Source organism: Sphingomonas sandaracina (assembly GCF_036663695.1).
In the GTDB taxonomy this organism is placed as follows: Bacteria; Pseudomonadota; Alphaproteobacteria; order Sphingomonadales; family Sphingomonadaceae; genus Sphingomonas.
Map to the genome: position 1 here is coordinate 47,973 of NZ_JAXOJK010000003.1, position 25,079 is coordinate 73,051.

The 25,079-nt window shown below is 66.3% G+C and carries 27 protein-coding genes; 14 read left to right on the top strand and 13 right to left on the bottom strand.

Annotation, left to right across the window (positions count from 1 at the left end; translation table 11 throughout):
* Positions 1–72: 72 nt before the first annotated feature.
* The 3 genes from U1707_RS09510 to rpsD all read right to left on the bottom strand — a co-directional run bounded on the left by U1707_RS09510 (position 73) and on the right by rpsD (position 3,500).
* On the bottom strand, positions 73–1,053 hold the full coding sequence (locus U1707_RS09510; RefSeq protein WP_332799851.1) for an agmatine deiminase family protein: 981 nt from the start codon (positions 1,051–1,053) through the stop codon (positions 73–75).
* On the bottom strand, positions 1,054–2,700 hold the full coding sequence (locus U1707_RS09515) for a M28 family peptidase (RefSeq protein WP_332799852.1): 1,647 nt from the start codon (positions 2,698–2,700) through the stop codon (positions 1,054–1,056). It abuts the gene before it with no gap.
* Positions 2,701–2,885: 185 nt separating this feature from the next.
* Entirely contained in the window at positions 2,886–3,500 is a 615-nt protein-coding gene (gene rpsD / locus U1707_RS09520) for a 30S ribosomal protein S4 (RefSeq protein ID WP_056053294.1), read from the bottom strand.
* A gap of 244 nt (positions 3,501–3,744) precedes the next feature.
* On the opposite strand from rpsD, the gene U1707_RS09525 reads away from it, so the two are divergent.
* Positions 3,745–4,044 (top strand): chorismate mutase, encoded by a 300-nt coding sequence (locus U1707_RS09525; protein ID WP_332799853.1) that lies wholly within the window; start codon positions 3,745–3,747, stop codon positions 4,042–4,044.
* A 158-nt stretch (positions 4,045–4,202) separates the two neighbouring features.
* On the opposite strand, the gene U1707_RS09530 is transcribed toward U1707_RS09525, so the two are convergent.
* From U1707_RS09530 to rpiB, 5 genes are all read right to left on the bottom strand, one after another.
* Entirely contained in the window at positions 4,203–5,459 is a 1,257-nt protein-coding gene (locus U1707_RS09530) for a TrmH family RNA methyltransferase (protein ID WP_332799854.1), read from the bottom strand.
* Between the two features lie 184 nt (positions 5,460–5,643).
* Positions 5,644–6,108, bottom strand: coding sequence for a transcriptional regulator NrdR (nrdR, locus tag U1707_RS09535; RefSeq protein ID WP_332799855.1), 465 nt, complete (start codon positions 6,106–6,108; stop codon positions 5,644–5,646).
* Positions 6,109–6,288: a hypothetical protein gene (locus U1707_RS09540; protein WP_131586903.1), complete on the bottom strand. Its 180-nt coding sequence runs from the start codon at positions 6,286–6,288 to the stop codon at positions 6,109–6,111. It lies immediately after the preceding gene.
* A 4-nt stretch (positions 6,289–6,292) separates the two neighbouring features.
* Positions 6,293–7,603 (bottom strand): serine hydroxymethyltransferase, encoded by a 1,311-nt coding sequence (locus tag U1707_RS09545; RefSeq protein WP_332799856.1) that lies wholly within the window; start codon positions 7,601–7,603, stop codon positions 6,293–6,295.
* Positions 7,600–8,034 carry a ribose 5-phosphate isomerase B gene (gene rpiB, locus U1707_RS09550; RefSeq protein ID WP_332799857.1) on the bottom strand — a complete coding sequence of 145 codons (435 nt, stop codon included), beginning with the start codon at positions 8,032–8,034 and terminating at the stop codon, positions 7,600–7,602. The genes U1707_RS09545 and rpiB overlap by 4 nt, the downstream gene beginning before the upstream one ends.
* 235 nt (positions 8,035–8,269) lie before the next feature.
* Here rpiB and U1707_RS09555 point away from each other — a divergent pair, with 235 nt between their 5' ends.
* From U1707_RS09555 to U1707_RS09575, 5 genes are read left to right on the top strand one after another with little or no spacing between them, the layout of a single operon-like run.
* Positions 8,270–8,692 carry a hypothetical protein gene (locus U1707_RS09555; protein WP_332799858.1) on the top strand — a complete coding sequence of 141 codons (423 nt, stop codon included), beginning with the start codon at positions 8,270–8,272 and terminating at the stop codon, positions 8,690–8,692.
* A 10-nt stretch (positions 8,693–8,702) separates the two neighbouring features.
* The gene (locus U1707_RS09560; RefSeq protein ID WP_332799859.1) at positions 8,703–9,287 is read left to right on the top strand and encodes a sigma-70 family RNA polymerase sigma factor; all 585 of its coding nucleotides are present in this window, start codon (positions 8,703–8,705) and stop codon (positions 9,285–9,287) included.
* Positions 9,280–10,002 carry an anti-sigma factor gene (locus U1707_RS09565; protein ID WP_332799860.1) on the top strand — a complete coding sequence of 241 codons (723 nt, stop codon included), beginning with the start codon at positions 9,280–9,282 and terminating at the stop codon, positions 10,000–10,002. The genes U1707_RS09560 and U1707_RS09565 overlap by 8 nt, the downstream gene beginning before the upstream one ends.
* A gap of 10 nt (positions 10,003–10,012) precedes the next feature.
* Positions 10,013–10,477 (top strand): DUF3429 domain-containing protein, encoded by a 465-nt coding sequence (locus tag U1707_RS09570; protein WP_332799861.1) that lies wholly within the window; start codon positions 10,013–10,015, stop codon positions 10,475–10,477.
* Between the two features lie 52 nt (positions 10,478–10,529).
* The gene (locus U1707_RS09575) at positions 10,530–11,087 is read left to right on the top strand and encodes a Uma2 family endonuclease (RefSeq protein ID WP_332799862.1); all 558 of its coding nucleotides are present in this window, start codon (positions 10,530–10,532) and stop codon (positions 11,085–11,087) included.
* A gap of 28 nt (positions 11,088–11,115) precedes the next feature.
* Here the strand turns inward: U1707_RS09575 and hemA are convergent, their stop codons facing one another.
* Together hemA and murI are read right to left on the bottom strand one after the other, a co-directional pair.
* Complete coding sequence (gene hemA, locus U1707_RS09580; protein ID WP_332800469.1) at positions 11,116–12,378, bottom strand: 5-aminolevulinate synthase; 1,263 nt, start codon at positions 12,376–12,378, stop codon at positions 11,116–11,118.
* 136 nt (positions 12,379–12,514) lie between these two features.
* Positions 12,515–13,303 (bottom strand): glutamate racemase, encoded by a 789-nt coding sequence (gene murI, locus U1707_RS09585; RefSeq protein WP_332799863.1) that lies wholly within the window; start codon positions 13,301–13,303, stop codon positions 12,515–12,517.
* 206 nt (positions 13,304–13,509) lie between these two features.
* Here murI and plsY point away from each other — a divergent pair, with 206 nt between their 5' ends.
* Positions 13,510–14,127, top strand: coding sequence for a glycerol-3-phosphate 1-O-acyltransferase PlsY (gene plsY, locus U1707_RS09590; protein ID WP_332799864.1), 618 nt, complete (start codon positions 13,510–13,512; stop codon positions 14,125–14,127).
* Positions 14,120–15,211, top strand: coding sequence for a DNA-processing protein DprA (gene dprA / locus U1707_RS09595; RefSeq protein WP_332799865.1), 1,092 nt, complete (start codon positions 14,120–14,122; stop codon positions 15,209–15,211). The genes plsY and dprA overlap by 8 nt, the downstream gene beginning before the upstream one ends.
* A 49-nt stretch (positions 15,212–15,260) precedes the next feature.
* Here the strand turns inward: dprA and U1707_RS09600 are convergent, their stop codons facing one another.
* Positions 15,261–16,343 (bottom strand): NAD(P)H-dependent flavin oxidoreductase, encoded by a 1,083-nt coding sequence (locus tag U1707_RS09600; RefSeq protein WP_332799866.1) that lies wholly within the window; start codon positions 16,341–16,343, stop codon positions 15,261–15,263.
* Between the two features lie 397 nt (positions 16,344–16,740).
* Between U1707_RS09600 and topA the strand changes: the two genes are divergently transcribed.
* The gene (gene topA / locus U1707_RS09605) at positions 16,741–19,359 is read left to right on the top strand and encodes a type I DNA topoisomerase (protein WP_332799867.1); all 2,619 of its coding nucleotides are present in this window, start codon (positions 16,741–16,743) and stop codon (positions 19,357–19,359) included.
* Between the two features lie 339 nt (positions 19,360–19,698).
* On the opposite strand, the gene U1707_RS09610 is transcribed toward topA, so the two are convergent.
* Positions 19,699–19,995, bottom strand: coding sequence for an SEL1-like repeat protein (locus U1707_RS09610; protein WP_332799868.1), 297 nt, complete (start codon positions 19,993–19,995; stop codon positions 19,699–19,701).
* Positions 19,996–20,073: 78 nt separating this feature from the next.
* On the bottom strand, positions 20,074–20,925 hold the full coding sequence (gene panC, locus U1707_RS09615) for a pantoate--beta-alanine ligase (RefSeq protein WP_332799869.1): 852 nt from the start codon (positions 20,923–20,925) through the stop codon (positions 20,074–20,076).
* Positions 20,926–21,051: 126 nt separating this feature from the next.
* Here panC and U1707_RS09620 point away from each other — a divergent pair, with 126 nt between their 5' ends.
* The 5 genes from U1707_RS09620 (at position 21,052) to U1707_RS09640 (ending at position 25,016) form a co-directional block, all read left to right on the top strand.
* Positions 21,052–21,861 (top strand): division plane positioning ATPase MipZ, encoded by an 810-nt coding sequence (locus tag U1707_RS09620; protein WP_332800470.1) that lies wholly within the window; start codon positions 21,052–21,054, stop codon positions 21,859–21,861.
* Positions 21,858–22,118, top strand: coding sequence for a DnaJ domain-containing protein (locus tag U1707_RS09625; RefSeq protein ID WP_332799870.1), 261 nt, complete (start codon positions 21,858–21,860; stop codon positions 22,116–22,118). The genes U1707_RS09620 and U1707_RS09625 overlap by 4 nt, the downstream gene beginning before the upstream one ends.
* 111 nt (positions 22,119–22,229) lie before the next feature.
* A complete protein-coding gene (gene pgmG / locus U1707_RS09630; protein ID WP_332799871.1) occupies positions 22,230–23,603 on the top strand; it encodes a phosphoglucomutase/phosphomannomutase PgmG in 1,374 nt (457 codons plus the stop codon).
* 150 nt (positions 23,604–23,753) lie between these two features.
* The gene (locus U1707_RS09635; RefSeq protein WP_332799872.1) at positions 23,754–24,209 is read left to right on the top strand and encodes a PH domain-containing protein; all 456 of its coding nucleotides are present in this window, start codon (positions 23,754–23,756) and stop codon (positions 24,207–24,209) included.
* Positions 24,210–24,236: 27 nt separating this feature from the next.
* Positions 24,237–25,016, top strand: coding sequence for a 3'-5' exonuclease (locus U1707_RS09640; protein WP_332799873.1), 780 nt, complete (start codon positions 24,237–24,239; stop codon positions 25,014–25,016).
* Positions 25,017–25,079: the final 63 nt, after the last annotated feature.

The window sequence follows — 25,079 nt, forward strand, 5'->3', positions numbered from 1 at the left end:
GCTTGGCGGATGCCGGCACCTGCCTCAGGCCGACCCACCCCCAGCCCCTCCCTTCCAGGGAGGGGAGCACAATTATCCCGGGATCTGCTGCGAGATGCAGTGGAAGCTTCCGCCGCCCGTCAGGATATGGTCCGCCCGCTGGCCGACCACCTCACGATCCGGGAACAGCGCCTGGATCGCCACCACCGCCGCCTGGTCGTTCTCGGCCCCGTACAGCGGCACCACCACCGCAGCATTGCCGATATAGAAGTTCATGTAGCTCGCCGGCACGACCTCCTCGTCGCGAAGCACGCGCCCCGGCGACGGGATCGTCACGACCTCCAGCCCAGCCGCCTCGGCATCGCGCGCCGCGTTCTGGTACACCTGCCAGTTCGGATCGTTATCGGTCGCCTGCGGGATCGCCACACGCCCGACGCCGACGAACCGCGCGAGGTTGTCGACATGGCCGTCGGTATGATCGTTGACCAGCCCGTCCCCCAGCCACACCACGCGGGTATAGCCGAGATCGGATGCCAGCCGCGCCTCGATCTCCACCTTGCTCAGCGACGGATTGCGATTGTGGTTGAGCAGGCACTGCGCGGTCGTGACGACCGTTCCCGTACCGTCGCCATCGATCGCACCGCCTTCGAGGACCCAGTCGCACGCCTCGACGCGCGTGTCCCGGCTCGCCGCCAGCCGCTGCCCGATCGTGTCGTCACCCGGCAGGTCGTACTTCCCGCCCCAGCCGTTGAACTGGAAATCCCGCGCGCTGCCGTCGCCGACGATGATCGGTGCCGTGTCGCGCAACCAGATGTCGCCGAACGGCTCGACCACCACGTCCGCGAACGGCGCCAGCCGCTTGGCGGTGGTCGCCGACCCGACATCGGCCGCGACCAGGATCACCGTCTCGCCCCTGCCGTCCGCGTGGACCGCCTTGGCAAACGCGACGACCTCGTCCCGCGCGGGCTCCAGATCCTCCAGCCACAGGTCTGCATGGCTCGGAAAGCCGATCCAGACGGCCTTGTGGTGCGCCCATTCGGCGGGGGTAGAGACTGCGGTAGTCGTCGGGGTCACTTACTTGGCTCCTGCGCGATCGCGGTCACGGATGCCGCGGAATTCGGCGGTCTTATACCAGTTCGGCCACAGACTGGTATCGTCCGCGAGCTTGCGACCGAGCCCGTAATAGATCGTCAGATCCTCGACCGCGCCCGACCAATCCCACTTGGCGTCATATTCGTCCGCCGGCTTGTGATAGCGGTTCGCGACATAATCCTCGCGCGCGGCATGCCCAGCCGCGGTGCCACCGACGACAAGGTCCTCACCACTGCCGCCATCGAGCATCGGCACGCCCAGCTTGGCGAAGCTGAAATGGTCGGAGCGGTAATAGCCGCCGCGTTCCGGGTTCGCCTCCACACCGATTACGCGCCCCTCGGCGGCGACGAACGGCTTCACCAGATCCTCGATCTCGGATTTGCCCGCACCGGCCAGCACGAAATCCTTCGCGCGCCCGTCGACGTTCAGCACGTCCATGTTCACGCCCCCGACGGTGTGCGCGAGCGGATAGATCGGGTGCTCGGCATAATAGCGCGAGCCGAGCAGGCCGGACTCTTCCGCCGTCACCGCAAGGAACGCCATCGAGCGCTTGGCCGGGCCCGCCTTGGCCTGCGCCTCGGCCAGCGCGATCAGCCCGGCGACACCGGTCGCATTGTCCGCCGCACCATTGCAGATGTCATCGCCATCGACCGCGTCGCAACGCCCGAGATGATCCCAATGCGCCGAATACATCACGTAATCGTTCGGAGCGCCCCCTTGAGCTATTGGCGTGCCCGGCAGCACGCCGATCACGTTCTTCGACGCCTGCCGCCGAATCGCATTGTCGAACCCACCAGCGAACTTCAGTCCGAGCGGGACCGCCTTGAACCCCTTCACCTTCGCCGCCGCCGCCAGCGTCGCATAATCCTTACCCGCGCTCGCGAACACGCGCTCGGCCGCCGGCTTCTGCATCCAGCCGACGATCTGCGACTGGTCGAGATGATCGCCCTTCTCGTCCAGCTCCAGCTGCGGCCCGGTCCACGAAGACTGCACGACGGCCCAGGGATACGCCGCCGGCTCGGTATCATGGACGATGATCGCAGCCGCCGCGCCGTGCTTCGCCGCGTTCTCGAACTTGTACGGCCAGCGCCCATACCACGTCATCGCGCGGCCCTCGAACGGCCCCTCGCGTGACATCGTCTGCCAATCGGCGTCGTTGATGAGGATGACGACGGTCTTCCCCTTCACATCGACGCCGGCATAATCGTCCCAGCCCTTTTCGGGCGCAGTGATGCCGTAGCCGACGAACACCACGTCGCTGTTCGCCACCGCGGACTTCGGCGCCACGCGGTAGGTGCCGGTGACCATGTCGGTGCGATAGGCGAGACTGACGGGCACCTTGCCGCCGGTGAAGCTGAACGGCGCGACGTTGCCGGCGGTGATCTCCACCATCGGCACGTCCTGCGTCCACGATCCCTTGTTGCCGGGCTTGAGCCCCGCCGCCTTCATCCGCTCGACGATATAGGCAACCGTCTTCGCCTCCGCGGGCGTGGTCGGCGCACGGCCTTCATACGCGTCCGACGACAGCACCTGCGTCACGGTCTTCAGCGTCTCGACCGAGATGGCCGGGGCGGTCTGCGCCGACGCGGCGGTCCCGAGCAGCAACAAAGACAGGATGGCAGCGCGCATGGTCATTCCCCCGATAAGTTGCGCGCGTTCTGGCAAAGCCGGGGGCTCATGTCACGGAGCGAAATGGGCAACGAAAAAGGGCGGCCCCGCAGGACCGCCCTTTTCTGTTCCAAACCGCGCCGTGGCAAAGCCACGTCGTCGGACGTCGCCTGAACGACGCCGGCCGGTCGACGAATTTTCTCGGCTTAACGCGAGTAAAATTCGACGACCAGATTCGGTTCCATCTTCACCGGATAAGGCACCTCGTCGAGCGTCGGAACGCGCGTGAAGGTGACCTTGGCCGCGCCGTCGGTGGCGACATAGTCGGGGATCTCACGCTCGGCGAGGCTCTGTGCTTCCATGACCAGCGCCATTTCCTGCGCCTTCGAACCCAGCGTTATCTCGTCGCCGACGAAGCAGCGGCGCGAGGCGATGTTGCACTTCACGCCGTTGACGCGGATGTGGCCGTGCGAGACGATCTGGCGGGCCGCAAAGATCGTCGGCGCGAACTTGGCGCGGTAGACGATCATGTCGAGACGCTGCTCGAGCAGGCCGATAAGGTTCTGCGAGGTATCGCCCTTCAGACGCGCAGCCTCGTGGTAGCACGCACGGAACTGCTTCTCGGTCACGTCGCCGTAATAGCCCTTGAGCTTCTGCTTGGCGCGCAGCTGGATACCGAAATCGCTGACCTTGCCCTTGCGGCGCTGGCCGTGCTGGCCCGGACCGTATTCGCGCTTGTTGACCGGCGACTTGGGACGACCCCAGATGTTCTCGCCCATACGGCGATCGAGTTTGTACTTGGCGCTTTGACGCTTCGACATAGTGTAACCTTTGCAAATGCTAACGACGTATCCGCCTCCCGATCCGAAGACCGGTTCCCACTAGGCGCGGGAAGGCGGGGTTTTCCCGGTATCGCTCTGCTGGCTGTACGAGACGCTGAGGTCCAGACAGGGCAGGGCCACCGCTTCACCGGGGTGCAGGGCCATTGCGAAGGCGGGCGCCTAGACGGGGCGCGGTCCAGAGTCAAGCTGGACAGGCCGCGAACGGCTCGGCATGAGGCTGCACATGACCATCCTCCCCGGCCCCGACTGCACGACAATGACCGAGGTCCGCGCAGGCGTCGACGCGCTCGACCTCGAGCTGGTGGCCCTGCTCGCCAGGCGCTTCGCGTACATGGACGCCGCCGCGCGTATCAAGCCCGAGCGCGGCCACGTCCGCGACGAGGCGCGCAAGGCGCAGGTGATCGAAAACGCACGGGCGGAGGCGGTAAAGCTTGGCTTGCCGGACGCGGCTATCGCAGATCTGTGGGAACGGCTGGTCGAAGCCTCGATCGCCTACGAGCTGACCGCGTTCGACCGCCGTTAGGCGCTCCGGGGGATGCTTTCCCCAACCCCGTTCGTGCTGAGCGAAATCGAAACACCTTCGCTTGGGTCACACCCTTCGACTTCGCTCAGGGCGAACGGGGGGGATGGGCGAACGGAGTTGGGGCAAACCGAAGCTAGCCACAAACGCGCGGGGAAAAATCAAGCCCGTGGCTTCTTCCCCGCCAGCGATGACAACACGCCGCGGAGAGTCCGGATTTCCTGGCTCGACCAGCCCGGCTTCGTCAGCAGCGTGCGCAGAGTCCGCCGCGTCGACTGCATCTTGTCGGGCAGATGGAAGAACCCCGCCCCCATCAGCATCGCATCGAGCTGCCCGATCATCCCGTCGAGTTCCTCCTGCGGGGCGGGCGGCATGATTGGGTTGATCGACGGCTGCGACAGTTCGCGCTCGGCGGTGAGGCCCTTCGACCATTCATAAGCGACGAGAATCACTGCCTGGGCGAGATTGAGCGATCCGAACTCCGGATTGATCGGCACCGTGATGATCGTCCGCGCGACCGCAACGTCGTCGGTTTCGAGCCCGGAACGCTCGGGCCCGAACAGGATAGCAGAGCGGCCAGGGGCAGCGTGGACCTCGGTCGCGGCCTGTTCGGGGGTGACGACCGGCTTGGTCACGCCGCGCTTGCGGACCGTGGTGGCGAACACCTGCGCGCAATCGGCGGTAGCCGCGGCGACGCTGTCGTAGACCTTGGCGTTCTGGAGCACGATGTCTGCGCCGCTGGCGGCCGGGCCGGCGGAGGGGTTGGGCCAGCCGTCTCTCGGGGAGACGAGGCGCATTTCGGTAAGCCCGAAGTTGAGCATCGCGCGCGCGGCCTTGCCGATGTTCTCGCCGAGTTGGGGGCGGACTAGGACGATGACGGGAGGTGGGGTTTCGTCCGCCAAGGTGCTTCGACTTCGCTCAGCACGAACGGGAGGAGAAGATGCCGCATCCTTCCCCTGTTCCGATCGGACACCGCTCTCCCCGCCCGAGGGGATACGCTTCTCCCCTTCCGACGGGATGCCCTGCCCATTTTCCGAAAGGATACTCTCCCCACCTTCCGAGGGCATACACCCCCTATCTTCCGGAGAGATGCCCTCCCCCCCTTCCGTTCGCCCTGAGCGAAGTCGAAGGGCACGTTCCCGCGGGGGGATCGCCGCATCGTGCAGATCCGCCCAATCCTCCCGCGCGAGCGCTTCCTTCTTCCGCCGCGACCAGCCCTTGACCTGGAACTCCGCCGCGAGCGCTTCCTGTCGGCTGCCGAAATCCTGGCACCACAAGAGCGTCACCGGACGGCGCGTCTGAGTGTATCCCGAAATCTCGCCGGCATTATGCTGGCCGATCCTGCGCTCCAGGTTATCGGTATGCCCGGTGTAATAACTGTCGTCGGCGCAGCGCACCACATAGGCCCAGAATGTCATGGTCGCGGCTTACGCGGGGGCGTGGCGTTCGGACAAGTCCTTCGACTTCGCTCAGGACGAACGGGGGTGGGGAGGTGGACTTTCTCGCGTTGCGACAGGCCCTCCTTGAAGGAATGCCCATCCCCTTCCGTTCGCCCTGAGCGAAGTCGAAGGGTACCTCGCTTGGCCGCGAAGCAGGCCAAGTTCACTCCACCCGCCCAACCTCCTCCACACTCCCAGCAAAAGCCTCGAAGTCCTTAGCCTCGCTAAAATCCCGGTAAACACTCGCAAACCGGATATACGCCACGGAATCGAGCCCCTTGAGCCCGTCCATCACCATCTCGCCGATCCGCTTCGACGTCACGTCATTCTCGCCGAGAGTCTCCAGCCGCCGCTGGATCCCGCTCACCAGCTTCTCGATCCGCCCCGCCTCGATCGCCCGCTTCCGCGTCGCAATCGACAGCGACCGCAGCAATTTCTCCCGGTCGAACGGCTCCCTGCGCCCCTCGCTCTTCAACACGAACAGTTCGCGCAGTTGAATGCGCTCGAACGTCGTGAAACGCGCGGCGCAGCCTTCGCACTGACGCCGGCGCCGGATCGCCGCCCCGTCTTCGGTGGGGCGGCTGTCCTTAACCTGGCTGTCTTCATGTCCGCAGAAGGGGCAGCGCATTCAGACCTTCTTCTTGCCTTTGTAATAGGCGTAGCCCGCGCCCGCGAGTGCGCCGAAGATCGGGCCGACCACCGGCACCGGGATCGCGACCACCGCACCGAGCGCGCTCCACTTGGCCATGCTTTTGCCGAGGCCGGGGGTGCTTTTCACGTCGTTCTGGATTTCGTCGAACTTCGACATGGCGTTATCCTTGATAGATCGGGAAGCGCGCGCACAGGGCACGTACACGCATCCGAACGTCCGCCTCGACCTGCGGGTCCCCATGCTCGCCCTTTTTCGCGAGGCCGTCCAGCACGTCGGCGACCATGTTGCCAATCTCACGGAACTCGGCCGGGCCGAAGCCGCGCGTCGTGCCCGCAGGCGAGCCGACGCGGATACCGCTGGTCTTCACCGGTGGCAGCGGATCATTGGGGATGCCGTTCTTGTTGCAGGTGATGCCTGCACGCTCCAGCGCCTCGTCCGCATCGCGCCCGGTGATGCCCAGCGGCGTCAGGTCGATCAGCGCCAGATGCGTGTCGGTGCCGCCCGAGACGACGTCCGAGCCGCGCTCCTTGAGCGTCGCCGCCAGCACCTTGGCGTTCTCGACCACCGCGGCGATGTAGCTCTTGAAGTCTGGCTGCAGCGCCTCGCCGAACGCGACCGCCTTCGCCGCGATCACATGCATCAGCGGCCCACCCTGGAGCCCAGGGAACACCGCCGAGTTGATCTTCTTTGCGATCGCCTCGTCATTGGTCATGATCATGCCACCGCGCGGACCGCGCAGCGTCTTGTGTGTGGTGGTCGTCACAACATGCGCGTGGCCGAACGGCGTCGGGTGCAGCCCGGCTGCGACGATCCCCGCGAAATGCGCCATGTCGACCATGAAATACGCGCCGACCTTGTCCGCGATCGCACGGAACTTCGCGAAGTCGATGACGCGTGGGTACGCCGAACCACCCGCGATGATCAGTTTCGGCTGATGCTCGATCGCCAGCGCCTCGACCTGCGCATAGTCGATCAGGTGCGTCTCGGCATCGACGCCGTACTGGATCGCGTTGAACCACTTGCCCGATTGCGCCGGCTTGGCGCCATGCGTCAGGTGACCACCGGCATCCAGGCTCATGCCGAGGATCGTGTCGCCCGGCTTGACCAGCGCCAGCATCACCGCGCCGTTCGCCTGCGCGCCCGAATGCGGCTGCACGTTGACGAACCCGCAGCCGAAGATCTGCTTGGCGCGATCGATCGCCAGCGTCTCGACCGTGTCCGACGGTGCGCAGCCCTGGTAATAGCGCTTGCCCGGATACCCTTCCGCATATTTGTTCGTGAACACCGACCCCTGCGCTTCGAGCACTGCCTTCGAGACGATGTTCTCGGACGCGATCAGCTCGATCTGCGTCTGCTCGCGTTCGAGTTCGGCGGCGACACCGGCAAACACGGCAGCGTCCGCATCGGCGAGAGTGCGCGTGAAAAAGCCGTCGGGCTGGACGTCATGGAGTTCGCGGGGCTGAGTGCTCATGCGGGGACCTTTAACTTGTCGACACGGAGTTGATGACGGCCGCCGGCGAAATCGGCGGACAGAAAGGCTTCGACGCACGCCTTGGCCATTTCCTCGCCGATCAGGCGCGCGCCCATCGCGATGGCGTTCGCATCGTTATGTATGCGCGCTAGGCTTGCCGACAACGGTTCGGAGACGAGCGCGCAGCGGCAGGCGGGATTGCGGTTGGCGGCGATCGAGATGCCGATGCCCGACCCGCATAGGGCGATGCCACGCTCGGCGCGACCATCGGCGATCGCCGCCGCCAGCGCGAAACCATAATCGGGATAATCGACGCTAGCAGTACCCTCGGGCCCGAGATCGAGCACGTCATGCCCCGCCTCGCGCAGCCACGCGGCCAGCACCGCTTTCAACGAAACGGCGGCGTGATCGGATGCGATGGCGATGCGCACCTGGCGTATTCCTGTGACGGGAGATCGGGGCCTAGCCCTTACCGGCCCGGGGCCAGATTTGCCACAACTGTTCGCGAGTCGTGATGGACGACGGCATTCCATTTCGCTCCGTCATCCTGACGAAAGTCAGGACCCAGGGTTACAAAGCGCGGTTCTGCGTTACTCTGGGTCCTGACTTTCGTCAGGATGACGGAGCACGATGCCGGCTCGCCCGCCCGCGCTAAAGGAGACATCCATGAAAGCCCTAACTCTGCTTGCAGCCGTCGCGCTGACCGCCTGCTCAGGCCCCGCCCCCGATACCAGCAGCGACAGCAACATGACCTCCGCCGGATCGGTCGAACGCAAAGTCGCTGAAGCCAAACCCAACGCGCCCGACTACACCGGCCGCTGGATAGGCGTCGAAGGCATGTTTCTCGACATCGCCCCCACCGACACCCCCGGCCACTACGCGCTGACCATGCAATGGGACCTCGACAACAAGGGCAAATTCGACGGCATCGCCAACGGCCAGACCGTCGGTTTCATCCGCAACAACGTCCCCGAAACCCTGCGTCCCACCGACGGCAACGCGACCGGGCTGAAATATCTCTTCGGCAAAACCGACTGCCTCACCGTCAAGCCCGGCGAAGGCTATTGCCGCGACGGACTTAACCGCTAGGTTCCCCGTCGTGACTATCGCACATCCTAACGCCCCCCAGGCCAACGCGGACGCCGCCCGCGCACACCTTTCCGAAGTGCTGCTGCGTACGGGCCAAGAGGATCGCGACGCGTTTCGCGAACTCTACACGCTGACCAGCGCGAAGCTTTTCGGCATCACCCACCGTATCTGTGGCAACGCCCAAGCCGCGGAGGATGTGCTGCACGAGGTCTATCTCACGATCTGGAAACGCGCCGGTGCCTGGGAACCCGGCCGCGCGAGCCCGATAACCTGGTTGGCGACGATCGCGCGCAACCGCGCCATCGACTGGCAGCGCGCGCAGGGCGTCCGCCGCACGAGTCCGCTCGACGACGCGCCAGACATCGCCGATCCCGGCGAGGGCGCCGAAGCGGGTATGTTGGCGTCCGAATCGTCGCGCGAACTGATCGAATGCCTCGACGGTCTCGAACCGCAGCAGCGCGATGCAATCCGCACCGCATTCTTCGACGGCATCACCTACGCCGAACTCGCGATCAAGCGCGCCGTGCCCTTGGGAACGATGAAGAGCTGGGTCCGCCGCGGCCTCGCCCGCCTGAAGGATTGCCTCGATGGTTAATCCGACCACCGATACCGGCGTGCCTGAGGACGTTGCCGCCGCCGAACTCGCACTCGGCCTGCTCGAAGGCGAGGAGCGAGGAGCAGCACTTCGCCGCGTGCTCGCCGAACCCGGATTTGCCGCTCAGGTCGAATGGTGGCGGGCGCGTCTGGCCGGGTTGTTCGACCTCTGGCCCGAACGCCTCGCACCACTGCATCTCGCCGCGCGGATCGAAGCCAGCCTCGATGGGGCCGCAGCACCCGCCAGAACCAATCGCTTCGCTTGGCCGGCGCTCGCCGCCGTCACCAGCGCGATCGCCGCGTCGCTGTTGCTGTTCGTCATGGTCCGACCCGAGCCGACCGTGCCGGTCTCGCAACCGGTCGCCCCTTCGGCACCTGCCGCGCGCCCGACCAGCGTGCTCGTCGCGATGCTCGGCGATGCGAAGTCGCCGATCGCCGCGGTCTATGATCCAGCAAACGGCGCGCTCCGCGTCGCCGCAGGCCCCGGTGTTCCCGACGCTCGCGTCGCGCAGCTCTGGGTGATCGGCGGCGACGGCGTACCGCATTCGCTTGGCCTGCTGTCGGGACGTCCGACGTCGCTGGCGCCGAAGGGTGTCGACCGCGGTCGCATAGCCCCCGGCGCGACGCTCGCCATCTCGGTCGAACCGCTCGGTGGCTCGCCGACCGGCCTGCCGACCGGTCCGGTCGTCGCCACCGGCGTGGTCGCACGCGTCTGATGCCCGTGTGATGACCGAGCGACCTCCCACGACCGGCGGTATCCCGCCGATCGCGCGGCTGTTGGGGTTGAGCGGCCTGCTCCCGCAACTCGCGGCGGTCGCGCTGTTACTGAGCGGCGATCCGCAAAGCCGGTTCTCCGCGCTGGCCATCGCCTACGCCTATGCCGCGATCATCCTGAGCTTCCTAGGCGGCCTCTGGTGGGGCCTGGCCGCACGCGCCGACGCGCCGCCGCGCTGGCTATGGTTCGCGAGCGTCGCGCCATCGCTGATCGCGCTGGCCACCGCCTGGCCCTGGATGGTCGGCCAGCGCTGGCCCGGCCCGTCGCTGGTCGTGCTCGGCATCAGCCTGATCGGTGCGCTGCTGGTAGATCGAGCGCTGGTTCGCGCCGGCATCGCCCCACCAGGCTGGATGACCTTGCGCATACCCCTGTCGCTCGGCCTTGGCGTCCTGACGATGCTCGCCGCCGCGCTTTAGGCGCCGCGCCACACGATTCGCGGGCTGGCTCGATTCATGGTACGAATCGGTCATGAATACATCCGCCGCGAGTCTCCGCACCGATCGGCAGGAAAAGGCGCGTTTCACGACCGCCGAGTTCCTGCGCATGGGTGAGTCCGGCGCGTTCGACGACATCAAGGTCGAACTGGTCGATGGGGAACTCGAACGGATGAACCCGCCTTTGACAGCACATGCTGCACGGCAGATGCAGATCGGCATCCGTCTTTCGCGCCTGTTACCCGAAGCTCGGATTATGGGCGAAATTGGCGTCGATCTCGGCAACGATACCGTGCTCGGCTGTGACGTTGCCGTATTGCGCGAACCAGTCGAGGGTAACCGCCTGCTGGTCGCTGACGCGTTCCTACTCGTCATCGAAGTCGCGGAAACCTCCGTCGCTCGCGACACGACAATGAAGCGCTTCGCATACGCCGGCGGCGGCATCCCTAATTACTGGGTTGTCGATGGAAACCGCTCCATCGTCCATGTCTACGCCGAACCCGTGGAAGGCGATTACACGCGGTTCCATTCAGTGAGTTTCGGCGAACCTCTCAACGTTCCCGGCACCGACGGCACCATCACGATCGACTGACCGGTTCGGCCCGTAGGCGGGCCCCGCTTCAGGCCGCCTTCCGCAAGTCCAGCCGACTCCAGATCTCCACCAGCGCATCGGTCAGTTCGCGCATCATCGCCTCGGTATGCGCAGGCCCCGGCGTGAACCGCAGCCGCTCGGTGCCGCGCGGCACGGTCGGATAGTTTATCGGCTGCACGTACACGCCGTATTCAGCGAGCAGCACGTCGCTGATCTTCTTCGCCTTGACCGGATCGCCGACCATCAGCGGCACGATATGCGTATCACCGATCATCACCGGCAGCCCGGCGTCCTTCAACATCGCCTTGAGCATCGCGGCAGACGCCTGCTGCCCCTCGCGCTCGACGCTGGACGCCTTCAGATGCCGCACGCTCGCGAGCACGCCAGCGACGAGCACCGGCGACAGCGAGGTCGTGAAGATGAACCCCGGCGCATAACTGCGGATCACGTCGACGATCGTGCGATCGGCGGCGATATAGCCCCCCATCACGCCGAACGCCTTGCCGAGCGTACCCTCGAGGATCGTAATTCGGTGTGCGACCTCGTCCCGCTCCGAGATGCCGCCGCCGCGCGCGCCGTACATCCCGACGGCATGCACCTCGTCGCAATACGTCAGCGCGTTGTACCGGTCGGCGAGGTCGCACACCGCCGAGATCGGGGCGATGTCGCCCTCCATCGAATACACGCTCTCGAACGCGATCAGCTTGGGCACGGCGGGATCTTCCGCGGCCAGCAGCTCCTCCAGATGCGCGAGATCGTTATGACGGAACACGCGCTTCTCACAGCCCGAATTACGGATGCCCGCGATCATCGACGCGTGGTTCAGTTCGTCGGAGAAAATGATGCAGCCCGGCAGCACCTTGGCAAGCGTCGCCAAGGTCGCCTCGTTTGAGACGTACCCGCTCGTGAAGAGCAACGCCGCTTCCTTGCCGTGCAGGTCGGCAAGCTCGCCTTCGAGATCAACGTGATAATGCGTGTTGCCGCCGATGTTGCGCGTGCCGCCCGAGCCCGCGCCGACGTCGTGCAGCGCTTCCTCCATCGCCGCGATCACCTTCGGGTGCTGGCCCATCGCGAGATAATCGTTCGAGCACCACACCGTGATCGGCTTCGGCCCGTTATGCCCCGCGAAACACCGCGCGTTCGGGAACGCGCCCTTGTTGCGCAGGATGTCGATGAACACGCGGTAACGCCCTTCGGCATGCAACCGGTCGATCGCCTGTGTGAACACGCGCGAATAATCGACTCGCGGACCCTGGGTAGACTCCGTTGCCGAGATGCCGTTGATACTCATGGCCTTGGGCACTACGCCTCGCTTTCACTCGTTTCCAGCGCAATACCGCTCTTACGGTGATCGCTTTCCTCATCCCGGCAGCACATTGCCACGATGCGCCCGCTACGCAAGGTGCCATAGTGTCTTACCCACGCGCTCAAAGCTGCTCGATCGTGGCGAAGCCACGCGCCGCCAAGGCCGGTGCCAGCGCGCGCTCGTCGTCGCCCAGCCGGGTAAAGACGGCGATACCGTCGCCCGCTCCCGTCCAGTCCTGCCCCTGCATCAGATGGACGATCCGCCGCGCGATCCCGGGTCCTCCATCCACGAACCGCACGCCAGGGGCGGCCGTCGCAAGCTCAACCTCGACCAGCGGAAAATGCGTACAGGCGTTGACGATGACGTCGATCGCGTCGCCGCCGGGCTGCCGGAACAGCCCGTCCAACACCGCGGCATAGCGCTCCGGCGCGACGACGCGGCCGTGCAGCTTGGCCTCCGCCATCTCGACCAAAGCCGCCGATCCGTACCGCAGCACCGTGCAATCGCCCGCGAACTTCGCCGCGAGATCGTCGACATACGCCTGCCGAACCGTCGCCTCGGTCCCGAGCACGCCGATCGTCCGCGTGACCGACAGCGCGGCGGCCGGCTTGATCGCCGGCACCGTTCCCACCACCGGCAGATCCAGCGCTGCCCGCACGACCGGCAGCGCGATCGTCGAGGCGGTATTGCACGCGATCACGATCAGCCGAGGCCGATACCGCTCCGCCAACCGCCCCAGCAGTACGGGCACCCGCGCGGCGATCTCCGCTTCGCTCTTGGTGCCATAGGGAAAGCCGGCCGAGTCGGCGGCATACACGAACGGCGCATCGGGCAGCGCCGCGCGCGCCGGCCCGACAATCGACAACCCGCCGACGCCGGAATCAAAGAACAGGATGGGGCGTGTGTCCATGCGCGCTCTTAGGCTGGTTCGCCGCGTCTGAACCAGACCTCCCGTCATCCTGACGAAAGTCAGGATCCAGAGCCACGAACGTTGCTGCCTGTAATCCTGGGTCCTGACTTTCGTCGGGATGACGGATGGTGAGAGATCGATGCCCAGCGACGCCATTTGCCGTCCGCCCCGGGTAGCTTATAAGCGCCCCGGAACGGGGGACATACTTGCAGACGGAAATTCTCTGGGTCGCGCCCACGCTATCGCTCGTGCTGAGCTATCTGCTCGGCTCGATCCCGTTCGGGGTCATCCTGACGCGACTCGGTGGCGCGGGCGATCTGCGGACGATCGGCTCGGGCAATATCGGCGCCACCAACGTGCTTCGCACCGGCCGCAAAGGCCTCGCCGCGGCCACGCTGCTGCTCGACATGGCCAAGGGCGCGGTCGCCGTAATGCTCGTCGCGCACCTGTTCCCCGGCAACATACTGCTCGGCGCGGCGGGTGCGTTCATCGGCCACTGCTACCCCCTCTGGCTGAAGTTCAACGGCGGCAAGGGTGTCGCCACCCTCATGGGCATCGTCGTCGCGCTCTACTGGCCGCTCGGGCTGGTCTACGCGGTCGTCTGGCTCGGCCTGCTCGCCGGCCTGCGCATCTCCTCGGTAGCCGGTATCGCCGCCGCGCTCAGCGCACCGTTCGCGGCCGCGCTGTTCGGTCGCTTCGACCTCGTCCTGCTCCTCCTCGCGCTCGCGCTGATCGTCCTGTGGAAGCACCGCGAGAACGTCGACCGCCTGTTCGCCGGCACCGAACCCCGCATCGGCCGCGCAAAACGACCACCGGGTGACTGACGCCACCGTCGCACGACTTCGGCTCATCCGCACGACCGGGATCGGACCGGTCACCTATCGCCAGCTCATCGCTCGCTTCGGCAGCGCCGACGCCGCGATCGAAGCGCTTCCGATGCTGGCGCAACGCGGCGGCGGACGCGCGCCCAGAATCGTCGACGCCGCGCTTGCCGAACGCGAGATGGCCGCGACCGCCAGGCTGGGCGCCCGCTATCTCTTCCTCGACGACCCGGAATATCCGCGCCTGCTCGCCGAGATCGAGACCGCCCCCCCGGCCCTCATCCTGCGCGGCGACATCGCCCACGCCGCTCGCCCCTGCATCGCAATGGTCGGCGCACGCAACGCCTCCGCTGCCGCCTGCCGCTTCGCCCGCCAGCTCGCGCTGCAACTCGCAGAAGAGGACACGACGATCGTCTCCGGCCTCGCCCGCGGGATCGATACCGCCGCGCATATCGGCGCGCTCGGAGCCGGCAGCAGCGGCGCCACGATCGGCGTCATCGCCAGCGGCATCGACATCGCCTACCCGCCCGACAACACCGCGTTACAGGAACGCATCGCCAGCGAAGGCCTGCTCCTCGCCGAACAGCCCCCCGGTACCGAGCCCAAGGCGCGCAACTTCCCCTCGCGCAACCGCATCATCGCCGGCCTGGCGATCGGCACCGTGGTGGTCGAAGCCGTCCCCAAGTCCGGCTCGCTCATCACCGCGCGCCTCGCCAACGAATCCGGCCGCGAGGTCATGGCCGTTCCCGGCAGCCCGCTCGACCCACGCGCGCAAGGCTGCAACCTGCTGATCCGCGAAGGCGCCACGCTCGTACAATCGGCGGCCGACATCCTCGAACAGATCCGCCCGTTCGACCCGCGCTCGGTCCGCTCCCCGATCGACGCCTACGCCGCCGCGCCTCCCGAAGACGCCACCGACACCGACCGCCGCAGGATCGCCGACCTGCTCGGCCCCGTCCCCGTCGCGATCGACGAACTCATCCGCCAGTCACGCCTGGCCCCCGCCGTCGTCCACACCGTCCTGCTGGAACTCGAACTCGGCGGTCGATTGGAACGCCACGCCGGCGGGAGGGTAAGCGTCGTCTGACCATTGACCCGATCAGAACACATGGCCGCGATCGGGGGCAAGTAGCGTTTCAGTTTTCACACGGGGCAGCCGCTTCTGCTACGCAGCGACGATATTCGTCCTGTAGCGTCCGAACGAGTTGCGCGGCAGGCATGGCACGGCTCAACGGCGCACCTTGTCCGGCCCACTGCGCACCGAAACCATGCTCGCCCTTCGCTTTAGCCGCCGCATGCAAGGCTTTCCCGGCATCGTAGGCAATCGGATAATCCGGGATCAGATGCGCGCCGACTTGATCGGCAACGGCCGTGAACCGATTGGCAAGCGCACGCGCCGGTCGGCCCGAAATAACGGAGGTCAGCGTCGTGTGATACGCGCCCGGACCCATCAGGGCGGCGCGATATGCAGCGTCGGCACCGGACTCGGGGCATGCCACGAACGCGGTGCCAAGCTGAGCCGCCACCGCACCCAGGTCGAGCGCCGCAGCGATGCCGGCGCCATCCATGATCCCGCCGGCGGCAATGATCGGAATGCCGATCTCGCGAACCAGCAACCGGGTGAGTACTGCCGTACCCAGCGCATCATCGGGCGCGCCCGGATCGAAAACGCCGCGATGCCCGCCGGCCTCGATACCTTGGGCAACGATCGCATCGACGCCAGCCTCCTGTATCGCGCGCGCTTCCTCGAGGTTGGTGGCGCTCGCCATGAGATACATGCCGCGCGAGCGTAACGCGGACAGCACGTCCGGAGACGGCAGGCCGAAGTGAAAGCTGACCACCGGCGGCGCTAGGTCGACGAGCGTGGCCACCATGTCGGGATCGTTGGCAAAGCTCTTGTAGATGGTGCGCAGCCGCGTCGGGGGCACCGCGTCGAACTCGGCAAAGAGTGGCGCAAGGCTTTCGAGCCACGCCTGCTCCCGGACGGGATCGGCCTGCGCGCTACCGTGAACGAAGAGATTGACGTTGAAGGGCCGGCCCGTGCGGCCACGCACTTCCTCGATCATTGCGCGCGTACCGGCGGCATCGGTCGCGCCCACGCCTATGGAGCCAAGTCCTCCCGCCTCTGAAACCGACGCTGCCAGCAGGGGCGTCGAAACACCTGCCATAGGCGCCTGGATCAAAGGCAGCGTGAGCTGGAAACGGTCTACGAATGTCATCGGCGCAGGATCCACAGGTGACAGAAAGTCTGCTTATGGATCACGTTGCGCTTGATGTGAACGACGAGGAATGGCGCAGGCAGTCGTGACGCATCGACCCCAAACATGTCCTACACGAAAATGGTCGTGCATACCGTCCGGTGCCCAATCGCGACCTCACGCCAACATCGACGGCACGCTCCTGCAACTCGAACCGGTAAAGGACGCTATCGTGGCAATACGACCGCACCCCGAACCACCCGTCCCCGCAAAATCGCTGCAGCCTTGTGCCACCCTCTGGAAAACCGTCACCAGCGTCTGCACTTTGTGAACTTCACTCTAGACCCTCTCCGGGTTGACGGCACCGCCCCTGCACCGCCACCCTCGTACGCGTACACGTAAGGACCCCGGTTTCCCCATGCAGCTTGTCATCGTCGAATCGCCTGCCAAGGCCAAAACCATCGAGAAGTATCTGGGCAGCGATTACCGCGTCCTGGCCAGTTACGGCCATGTCCGCGACCTGCCGCCCAAGGACGGCTCGGTCGATCCCGACGATGCGTTCGCGATGACGTGGGAGAATTACGCGGACAAGTCGAAGCAGCTGAAGGCGATCACCGATCTCGCCAAGCTCGCCGACCGCCTGATCCTCGCGACCGATCCGGATCGCGAGGGCGAGGCGATTTCATGGCACGTCCGCGAAGTGCTGCGCGCGCGGAAGGCGCTGCCCAAGGAGGTCGAGCGCGTCACCTTCAACGCAATCACCAAGGCGACCGTCACCGAGGCGATGAAGAACCCGCGCGAGCTCGACGACGACCTGATCGACGCCTACCGCGCCCGTCGTGCGCTCGATTATCTCGTCGGCTTCACGCTGTCGCCGGTGCTGTGGCGCAAGCTGCCCGGCGCCAAGTCGGCCGGCCGCGTCCAGTCGGTGTCGCTGCGCCTGATCGTCCAGCGCGAGCGCGAAATCGACATCTTCAAGCCGCAGGAATATTGGTCCGTCACGGCCGAAATGGAGCATGACGGCACCGCCTTCACGTCGCGCCTGACGCAGTTCGAGGGCACCAAGCTCGACCGCCTCTCGATCGGCAACGAAGGCGATGCCCTGCGCGCGAAGCAAGCGGTCGTCGACGGCAATTTCTCGGTCCAGTCGGTCGAGACCAAGCCCGCCGGCCGCAACCCGCCGCCGCCCTTCACCACCTCGACGCTCCAGCAGGAGGCATCGCGCAAACTCGGCTTCTCCGCCGATCACACGATGCGGATCGCGCAGGGCCTCTACGAGGACGGCGCGATCACCTACATGCGTACCGACGGCGTGCAGATGGACGGCAGCGCGATCAGCGCCGCGCGCCTGGCCGTCGCGAACCGCTTCGACGCGAGCTATGTCCCGGACAAGCCCCGCCAATACCAGTCGAAGGCGAAGAACGCCCAGGAAGCGCACGAGGCGATCCGCCCGACCGACTTCGGCAAGGACAAGGCCGGCGGTGGCGATCACGCGCGGCTTTACGACCTGATCTTCAAGCGCGCGCTGGCGAGCCAGATGGCGTCCGCCCGCATGGAGCGCACGACGGTCGAGATGGCCGACGGCACCGGCCGCAACATCCTGCGCGCCACCGGCCAGGTCGTGCTCTTCCCCGGCTACCTTGCGCTCTACGAGGAAGGGTCGGACGATTCCGCGGATGAGGACGCCCGTCGCCTGCCGCGGATGCGCGAAGGCGATGCGCCCGCCAAAAAGAAGGTCGACGCCGAGCAGCATTTCACCCAGCCGCCGCCGCGCTTCTCCGAAGCCTCGCTGGTCAAGCGGATGGAGGAACTCGGCATCGGCCGCCCGTCCACCTACGCGTCGATCATCAAGACGCTGAAGGACCGCGCCTATGTCCGGATCGAGAAGAACCGCTTCTTCGCCGAGGAATCCGGTCGGCTGGTAACGGCGTTCCTGGAACGCTTCTTCGAGAAATATGTCGGCTACGACTACACCGCCGAGCTGGAGGAGGAACTCGACGATGTCTCCGGCGGCCGCGCGCAGTGGCAGTCGGTGCTCGACGCGTTCTGGCGCGATTTCAAGCCGCGCACCAACGAGGTCATGGAGCAGCAACCCTCCGCGATCACCGCCGAGCTCGACACCTTCCTTGCGCCGTACCTGTTTCCGGCAAAGGCAGACGGCGGCGATCCCCGCCTTTGCCCGAACTGCGGTGAGGGACAGCTCGCGCTACGTGGCGGCAAGTTCGGCGCGTTCATCGCCTGCTCGAACTATCCCGAATGCAAGTACACGCGTCGCTTCGCACAGCCGGGTGGCGACGCCGAGGCGGATGCCGGCCCGTCGACGCTCGGCACGCATCCCGACACCGGGCAGCCGATCGAGCGCAAGTCGGGACGCTTCGGCCCGTATCTGCAAATCGGTGAAGGCGAAGACCGCAAGATGGCGTCGATCCCGAAGGACATCGGCGAACTCAATCTCGAATGGGCGGTCAAGCTGCTGTCGCTTCCACGGACCGTCGGCAACCACCCCGAGACCGGCGAGCCGATCATCTCGACGATCGGCAAGTTCGGGCCGTATCTGAAGCACGCGGGCAAATACGCGCGGCTCCAGACGACCGCTGACGTGTTCGAGACGGGCATGAACGCCGCAGTCGTGAAGCTCGCTGAGGCGGCAGCCGGCGGCGGTCGCCAGCAACGCGGCGCACAGGCGCCGCTGAAGATACTCGGCAACCATCCGCGCACCGAGGCGGAGATCAAGCTGATGGAAGGGCGTTACGGCGCGTACGTCACCGACGGCACGACCAACGCGACGCTGCCCAAGTCGATCGAGAAGGACCAGCTGACGCTCGAGGAAGCGGCGTCGCTGATCGACGCGCGGGCTGCTGCGGCGCCTGCCGCGAAGAAGAAGAAGGCGCCCGCCAAGAAGCCGGCAGCGAAGAAGGCACCGGCCAAGGACGCGGCAGCCAAGGATGGGGCCGAGGCCAAGGCCCCAGCAAAGAAGGCGGCCGCCAAAAAGGCCCCTGCCAAGAAAGCCGCCCCAAAGAAGAAAGTGGAAGCCTAATCCTCCCCTGCAAGGGGAGGGGGACCATCCAAAGGATGGTGGAGGGGGGCTTCCCCATACGTACCGCTGCGTAAGGTAAGCCCCACGAACGCTACGCTCGCGGCAATCCCCCTCCACCCTTCGCCAAGCGGCGAACGGTCCCCCTCCCCGTTCCGGGGAGGATTAAGCCGCCCGCCGCTGCGTCATCCGCCCCCCGTACACTCCGTCACCCCGGACGTGTTCCGGGGTCCACGGTTCCGCGAGCTAACGACTATCGAGCGTGCGGAACAGTGGATGCCGGAACGAGCCCGGCATGACGGGCAGATGTCGGTTGTCGTGTCAGCCGAACCCCGGCCCCGTTCAAGCAGCCCGCCGCTGCGTCGTCTGCATCCAATCCCGCGCGGCCCGCTGCGCCACCGAAATCTCCCGCGCGGTCATGTCCTCGGCGATCTCGGCCCGGCATTCCTGCGCCGCGATATTCCCCGAGACCGCGGCAAGGTTGAACCACTTATGCGCCTCGATCAGGTCGAGGACGACGCCCGACGTCCCCGTCGAATACACCATCCCCAGTTCGTAACACGCCCTGTCGTCGCCGCGCGCGGCATCCGCCAGACGGCGTTCGATCACGAAATTCGCATTCTTGAGACTGCTGCCCATGGTCTTGCCCCCAAAGTTCTTGAGGGCATCCTGCGGTGATTCGGGCTACGAAATGGTTAATGGGTTAACAGGCGATTTTTACAACTCGCCCGGCGGGTCGATCGCGATGTTGTCGATCAGTCGCGTCGCGCCCATCCGCGCCGCCGCCAGCAACCGCCGCGGGCGATCCGCCGCCGGGTTCTCCGCCAGCGTTTCCGCGTCGGCCAAAGCGACGTAATCGATCGTGAATCCCGCGCCAATCAAGGTCGTCCGCGCGTCGTACAGCACCGAGTCGACATCCTCGCCCTTCGCGATCGCCCGCGCCGCGACACCCAGCGCGCGCGGCAAGGCCACCGCCTGCTTGCGCTGCTCGTCGTCGAGATAGATGTTACGCGAGGACATCGCCAAACCGTCGTCGTCGCGCTGCGTCGGCACCCCGACGATGTCGATCGCGAAGTCGAGATCGGCGACGAACCGCCGGACGACCGCCAGCTGCTGGTAGTCCTTCTCGCCGAAATACGCCGCGTCGGGGCCGACCTGGTTGAACAGCTTCGACACGACCGTCGCGACACCGTCGAAATGGCCTGGACGCGAGGCGCCGTCGAACCCGTCGCTGACGCCCGAGACGCGCACCGACGTTGCGAAACCGTCGGGGTACATCGTCTCGACCGACGGCAGCCAGAGCAGGTCGCACCCGGCTTCGTTGAGCATCCGGATATCGGCCATTTCGCGCCGCGGATAGCGCGACAGATCCTCGTTCGCTCCGAACTGCGTCGGGTTCACGAAGATCGACGCGACGACTTTCGTCCCCGGCCGCTTCGCCGCCTCGATCAGCGCGACATGGCCGGCGTGGAGCGCGCCCATCGTCGGAACGAGCGCGACGCGCTGCCCCGCCGCACGAAAGGCGGCGACGCTTTCGCGCAACGCATTAAGGTCCCGGACGGTGTCCACGTGAAACTCCTACTCGATAAGTGCGGTCGCGGCTTCTATGAAGGGTGAACTCCACGATCAATAAGGAAACGCGCGTTGGCCACGGGCCCCGAACAGACCCCCGCTTCTACGCCCGTTGCCGCCCCCCTGCCAACGGCCGCTTCGACGCACGTGATCGTGTTCGCCAACGAAAAGGGCGGCACCGGTAAATCGACGACTGCGGTGCATGTCGCGATCGCGCTCGCCGCAAAAGGTGCGCGCGTCGCGTGTCTCGATCTGGATCACCGCCAGCGCACCGTCGGCCGCTATCTCGACAACCGCGCCGAGACGATGAAGCGCAACGGCTCCGTCCTGCCGATGCCGCGCCACGCGACGCTGTCCGCGCAGACCGACGATCAGTTCGAGGACCTGTGGCATTCGCTGTGCGAGGGCTCGGACTTCCTCGTCGTCGATACGCCCGGCCGCGACGATCCGTTCGCGCGGACCGCGGCCGCGCTGGCCAACACGCTGGTCACACCGATGAACGACAGCTTCGTCGACTTCGACCTGATCGGGCAGGTCGATCCCGAGACGTATCAGGTGACGCGCCCGAGCTTCTATTCCGAACTGATCTGGGACGCGCGGAAACAGCGCGCCCGCGCCGACGGCACGACGATCGACTGGGTCGTGCTGCGCAACCGCCTCCAGCATATCGAGGCGCGCAACATGCGCCGCGTGTCGGATGCGCTCGCGCAGCTGGCGAAGCGCGTCGGCTTCCGGATCATCCCGGGGCTCGGCGAACGCGTGATCTACCGCGAGATGTTTCCCGCCGGCCTGACGATGATCGATGCGAAGGCGTTCGGCAGCATGGGCTTGGCGCACGTCGCCGCTCGCCAGGAACTGCGCGAGATGATGGCGGCGTTGCAGTTGCCCGAGATCGTGGCGGAACAGCCCCCGCTGCCCGGCGTGGCTGCGTGAAGTGGATCGTCGCCGCCGCCTTCATCTGGCTGGCCTGGCATTATCTGCGCCCCAAGCCGAAACCCAAACAGCGCATCGTCACGGATGAGGCGGAAGCGCGCTCGATCCTCGGCATCGACGACAGCGCGGACGCCGACGCGATCCGCAGCGCGCACCGCCGCCTGATCGCCTCGGTCCATCCCGATCGCGGCGGCTCGACCGACCTGACCCGCCGGGTGAACGCGGCCCGCGACCTGCTGCTGAAGCGCGCGCGCTAAACCGTTCTCCTGCGAACGCAGGAGCCCAGGGTTACGAACGCTATCGCTCTTGGCTCCTGGCCCCCCGCTTTCGCGGGGGAACAGCAGTGAGACATAATCGGATAGAGGCCCATGACCCACCAGTTCGACCCGACCTCGCTGCGCGAATACGACATCCGCGGGATCGTCGGCAAGGCGCTCGGCCCCGCCGACGCCGTCGCGATCGGCCGCGGCTTCGCCACTCGCATCCGCGCCGCAGGGGGAAGGCGCGTGACCGTGGGCTATGACGGCCGCACCTCCTCCCCGGAGCTCGAAGCCGCACTCGTCGCCGGCCTGACCGCAGGCGGCGTCGACGTCGTCCGCATCGGTCTCAGCACGTCGCCGATGCTCTATTACGCCGAGGCCACGCTAGAAGTGGATGGCGGCATCCAGGTAACCGGCAGCCACAATCCCCCCGAATATAACGGCTTCAAGATGGTGCACGCCCACGCGCCGTTTTTCGGCGACGACATCCAGGACCTCGCCGCGCTCGCCGCCTCGGGCGCCTGGAGCGAAGGCGCGGGCGACGTCACGACCGCCGATGTGCTCGACGCCTATGTCGGCCGGCTGATGGCAGGCTATGCGGGCGGCGCGTACCGGATCGGCTGGGACACCGGCAACGGCGCCGCCGGCCCGGTGATCGAGATGCTCGTGCAATGCCTGCCGGGTGAGCATCATGTGATCTTCGCCGATGTCGACGGCAATTTTCCCAACCATCATCCCGATCCTACCGAAGAAGCGAACCTCGCCGATCTGAAACGCCTCGTCGCGGACAAGAACCTCGATTTCGGCGTAGCTTTCGACGGGGACGGCGACCGGATCGGCGCGGTCGACGCCTTGGGACGCGTGATCTGGGGCGACCAGATCCTGTCCATATTGGTCGAACCTGCTTTGATGGAACACCCCGGCGCGCCGATCGTGGCCGACGTGAAGTCCTCGCAGGCGCTGTTCGACCGAATCGCGGCGCTGGGCGGCGAACCGGTGATGGCGCCGACCGGTCACAGCCTGATGAAGACCGCGATGACCCGCACCGGCGCACCGATCGGCGGGGAGCTCAGCGGACACCTGTTCTTCGCCGGTGACTATTATGGGTTCGACGACGCGCATTACGCGGCCGTCCGACTCATCCACGCGGTCCATCTGTCGGGGTGCTCGCTGACTGCGTTGCGCGACGCGATGCCGGCGCTGGTGGCGACACCCGATCTGCGCTTTCCTGTGGAGGACACCCGCAAGTTCACGGTCGTGGACGAGGTTATCGCGCGACTAGAGGCCGCGGGGGCGGACATGATCCTCACCGATGGCGCACGCGTCACGACCGCCGACGGCTGGTGGCTCCTGCGCGCCTCGAACACCCAGGCGATGCTGACGGTGCGGGCCGAGGCGAAGAACCAGGCAGCACTCGATGCGCTGCTCGCGGAAGTCGACGCGCAGCTCGCGGCGAGCGGCGTTGTGAGATCGGCACCCTAACACGACCACCTTCCCGGCAAAGGCGGGGGTCCAGAAGCCACGAACGCCGCCGCCTGGAACCCTGGACTCCCGCCTTCGCGGGAGAACGGGAGAGCGATTGACTCATCACCGCCCTCGCCTACCGTTCGTCACCACCCCAAGGAGTCCCCAATGGAGCGCCCAGTCGACGAATTCCGCTCCAGCACGCGCCGCTGGCTACTCGGCAGCTTCGCCGGTTGGGGCACGCTGCTCACCTGCCTCGCGGGCATCGGCTTCGTCATCATCGGCGTCCGTTGGCTCAAGAACCGCAGCGCGTCGTACGAAATCACCGACCAGCGCCTGATCGTCAAACGCGGCATCCTGTTCAAGACGATCGACGAGATCGAACTCTACCGGATCAAGGACGTCCGCCTCGGTTACTCGCTGCTCAACCAGATGACCGACATCGGCACGATCATCCTCACCTCGAGCGACCGCACGACCAGCGTCGGTGAGTTCACCCTGCGCGACATTCCGATGGCGCGCGATCGCCGCGAGGGCCTGCGCAAACTGGTCGATCGCGCCCGCCAGCGCCGCGGGGTGCGCGAGATGGATATCGACCATGAGGACGCATACGCGCTGGATTAAGCGCGCTTTCGTCGCCACATGACGGGCATGGCGCCTCCCTATCCCAAGCCCAAAGCACAGCCGCAGATGATCCGGGTCGTCGACCTGGAGACGACCGGCTCTGCCCCGCCCGCGCACGGCGTCTGCGAAATCGGCTGGCAGGACGTCGCGCTCGGCGAGGACGGCCGTTGGGAAATCTACGGCGAAGGCGGCAGCCTGCTCGTCAACCCCGGCCGGCTGATCCCGCCGATCACGCAGGCCATCCACCACATCCTCGACGAGCATGTCGCCGACGCGCCGTGGTGGCACGACTGCGCGCGCCAGGTACTCGACCCGTGGCCGCGCCGCTTGGCACTTGCCGCGCACCGCGCCGATTTCGAGCAGAAGTTCTGCACTCCCGCGCTGACCCGCGACGCCGAATGGATCTGCACCTGGAAATGCGCGCTGCGGCTCTGGCCCGACTCGCCGAGCTTCTCGAACCAGGTGCTGCGCTACTGGCGCAAACCGCACGGCATGGAGCACGAACGCGGACTCCCGGCGCACCGCGCGTTCCCCGACGCCTACGTCACCGCATTCCACCTGCGCGACATGCTCAACGAGGCGAGCTTCGCACAACTCGTCGAATGGTCGCGGGATCCGGGTCTCATTCCCCGCGTCCGCTACGGCCCCGACCGCGGCAAGGAATGGTCGGAACTCGACCACGAGACGCTGATGGCGTTCATGACCGACCGCGATCCCGACATCCGCTTCACCGCCAACCACGAGATGGACCGGCGCAGCGGCGGTGGTCGCGTCGGCAAGGCCAGCGCGCAGGACCTGCTGCTCTAGATTAATATGGTCGCAGGCGGCAGAGCGACGGTATCGCTGGCGTAACGATCGGCCTCGGCTTAC

Bases quoted from the DNA above. Each gene is read 5' to 3' on its own strand.
- U1707_RS09515 (WP_332799852.1), bottom strand. From the start codon at position 2,700: ATGCGCGCTGCCATCCTGTCTTTGTTGCTGCTCGGGACCGCCGCGTCG.
- rpsD (WP_056053294.1), bottom strand. From the start codon at position 3,500: ATGTCGAAGCGTCAAAGCGCCAAGTACAAACTCGATCGCCGTATGGGC.
- U1707_RS09525 (WP_332799853.1), top strand. From the start codon at position 3,745: ATGACCATCCTCCCCGGCCCCGACTGCACGACAATGACCGAGGTCCGC.
- U1707_RS09530 (WP_332799854.1), bottom strand. From the start codon at position 5,459: ATGACATTCTGGGCCTATGTGGTGCGCTGCGCCGACGACAGTTATTAC.
- nrdR (WP_332799855.1), bottom strand. From the start codon at position 6,108: ATGCGCTGCCCCTTCTGCGGACATGAAGACAGCCAGGTTAAGGACAGC.
- U1707_RS09540 (WP_131586903.1), bottom strand. From the start codon at position 6,288: ATGTCGAAGTTCGACGAAATCCAGAACGACGTGAAAAGCACCCCCGGC.
- U1707_RS09545 (WP_332799856.1), bottom strand. From the start codon at position 7,603: ATGAGCACTCAGCCCCGCGAACTCCATGACGTCCAGCCCGACGGCTTT.
- U1707_RS09555 (WP_332799858.1), top strand. From the start codon at position 8,270: ATGAAAGCCCTAACTCTGCTTGCAGCCGTCGCGCTGACCGCCTGCTCA.
- U1707_RS09565 (WP_332799860.1), top strand. From the start codon at position 9,280: ATGGTTAATCCGACCACCGATACCGGCGTGCCTGAGGACGTTGCCGCC.
- U1707_RS09570 (WP_332799861.1), top strand. From the start codon at position 10,013: ATGACCGAGCGACCTCCCACGACCGGCGGTATCCCGCCGATCGCGCGG.
- U1707_RS09575 (WP_332799862.1), top strand. From the start codon at position 10,530: ATGAATACATCCGCCGCGAGTCTCCGCACCGATCGGCAGGAAAAGGCG.
- hemA (WP_332800469.1), bottom strand. From the start codon at position 12,378: ATGAGTATCAACGGCATCTCGGCAACGGAGTCTACCCAGGGTCCGCGA.
- murI (WP_332799863.1), bottom strand. From the start codon at position 13,303: ATGGACACACGCCCCATCCTGTTCTTTGATTCCGGCGTCGGCGGGTTG.
- U1707_RS09600 (WP_332799866.1), bottom strand. From the start codon at position 16,343: ATGACATTCGTAGACCGTTTCCAGCTCACGCTGCCTTTGATCCAGGCG.
- topA (WP_332799867.1), top strand. From the start codon at position 16,741: ATGCAGCTTGTCATCGTCGAATCGCCTGCCAAGGCCAAAACCATCGAG.
- U1707_RS09610 (WP_332799868.1), bottom strand. From the start codon at position 19,995: ATGGGCAGCAGTCTCAAGAATGCGAATTTCGTGATCGAACGCCGTCTG.
- pgmG (WP_332799871.1), top strand. From the start codon at position 22,230: ATGACCCACCAGTTCGACCCGACCTCGCTGCGCGAATACGACATCCGC.
- U1707_RS09635 (WP_332799872.1), top strand. From the start codon at position 23,754: ATGGAGCGCCCAGTCGACGAATTCCGCTCCAGCACGCGCCGCTGGCTA.
- U1707_RS09640 (WP_332799873.1), top strand. From the start codon at position 24,237: ATGGCGCCTCCCTATCCCAAGCCCAAAGCACAGCCGCAGATGATCCGG.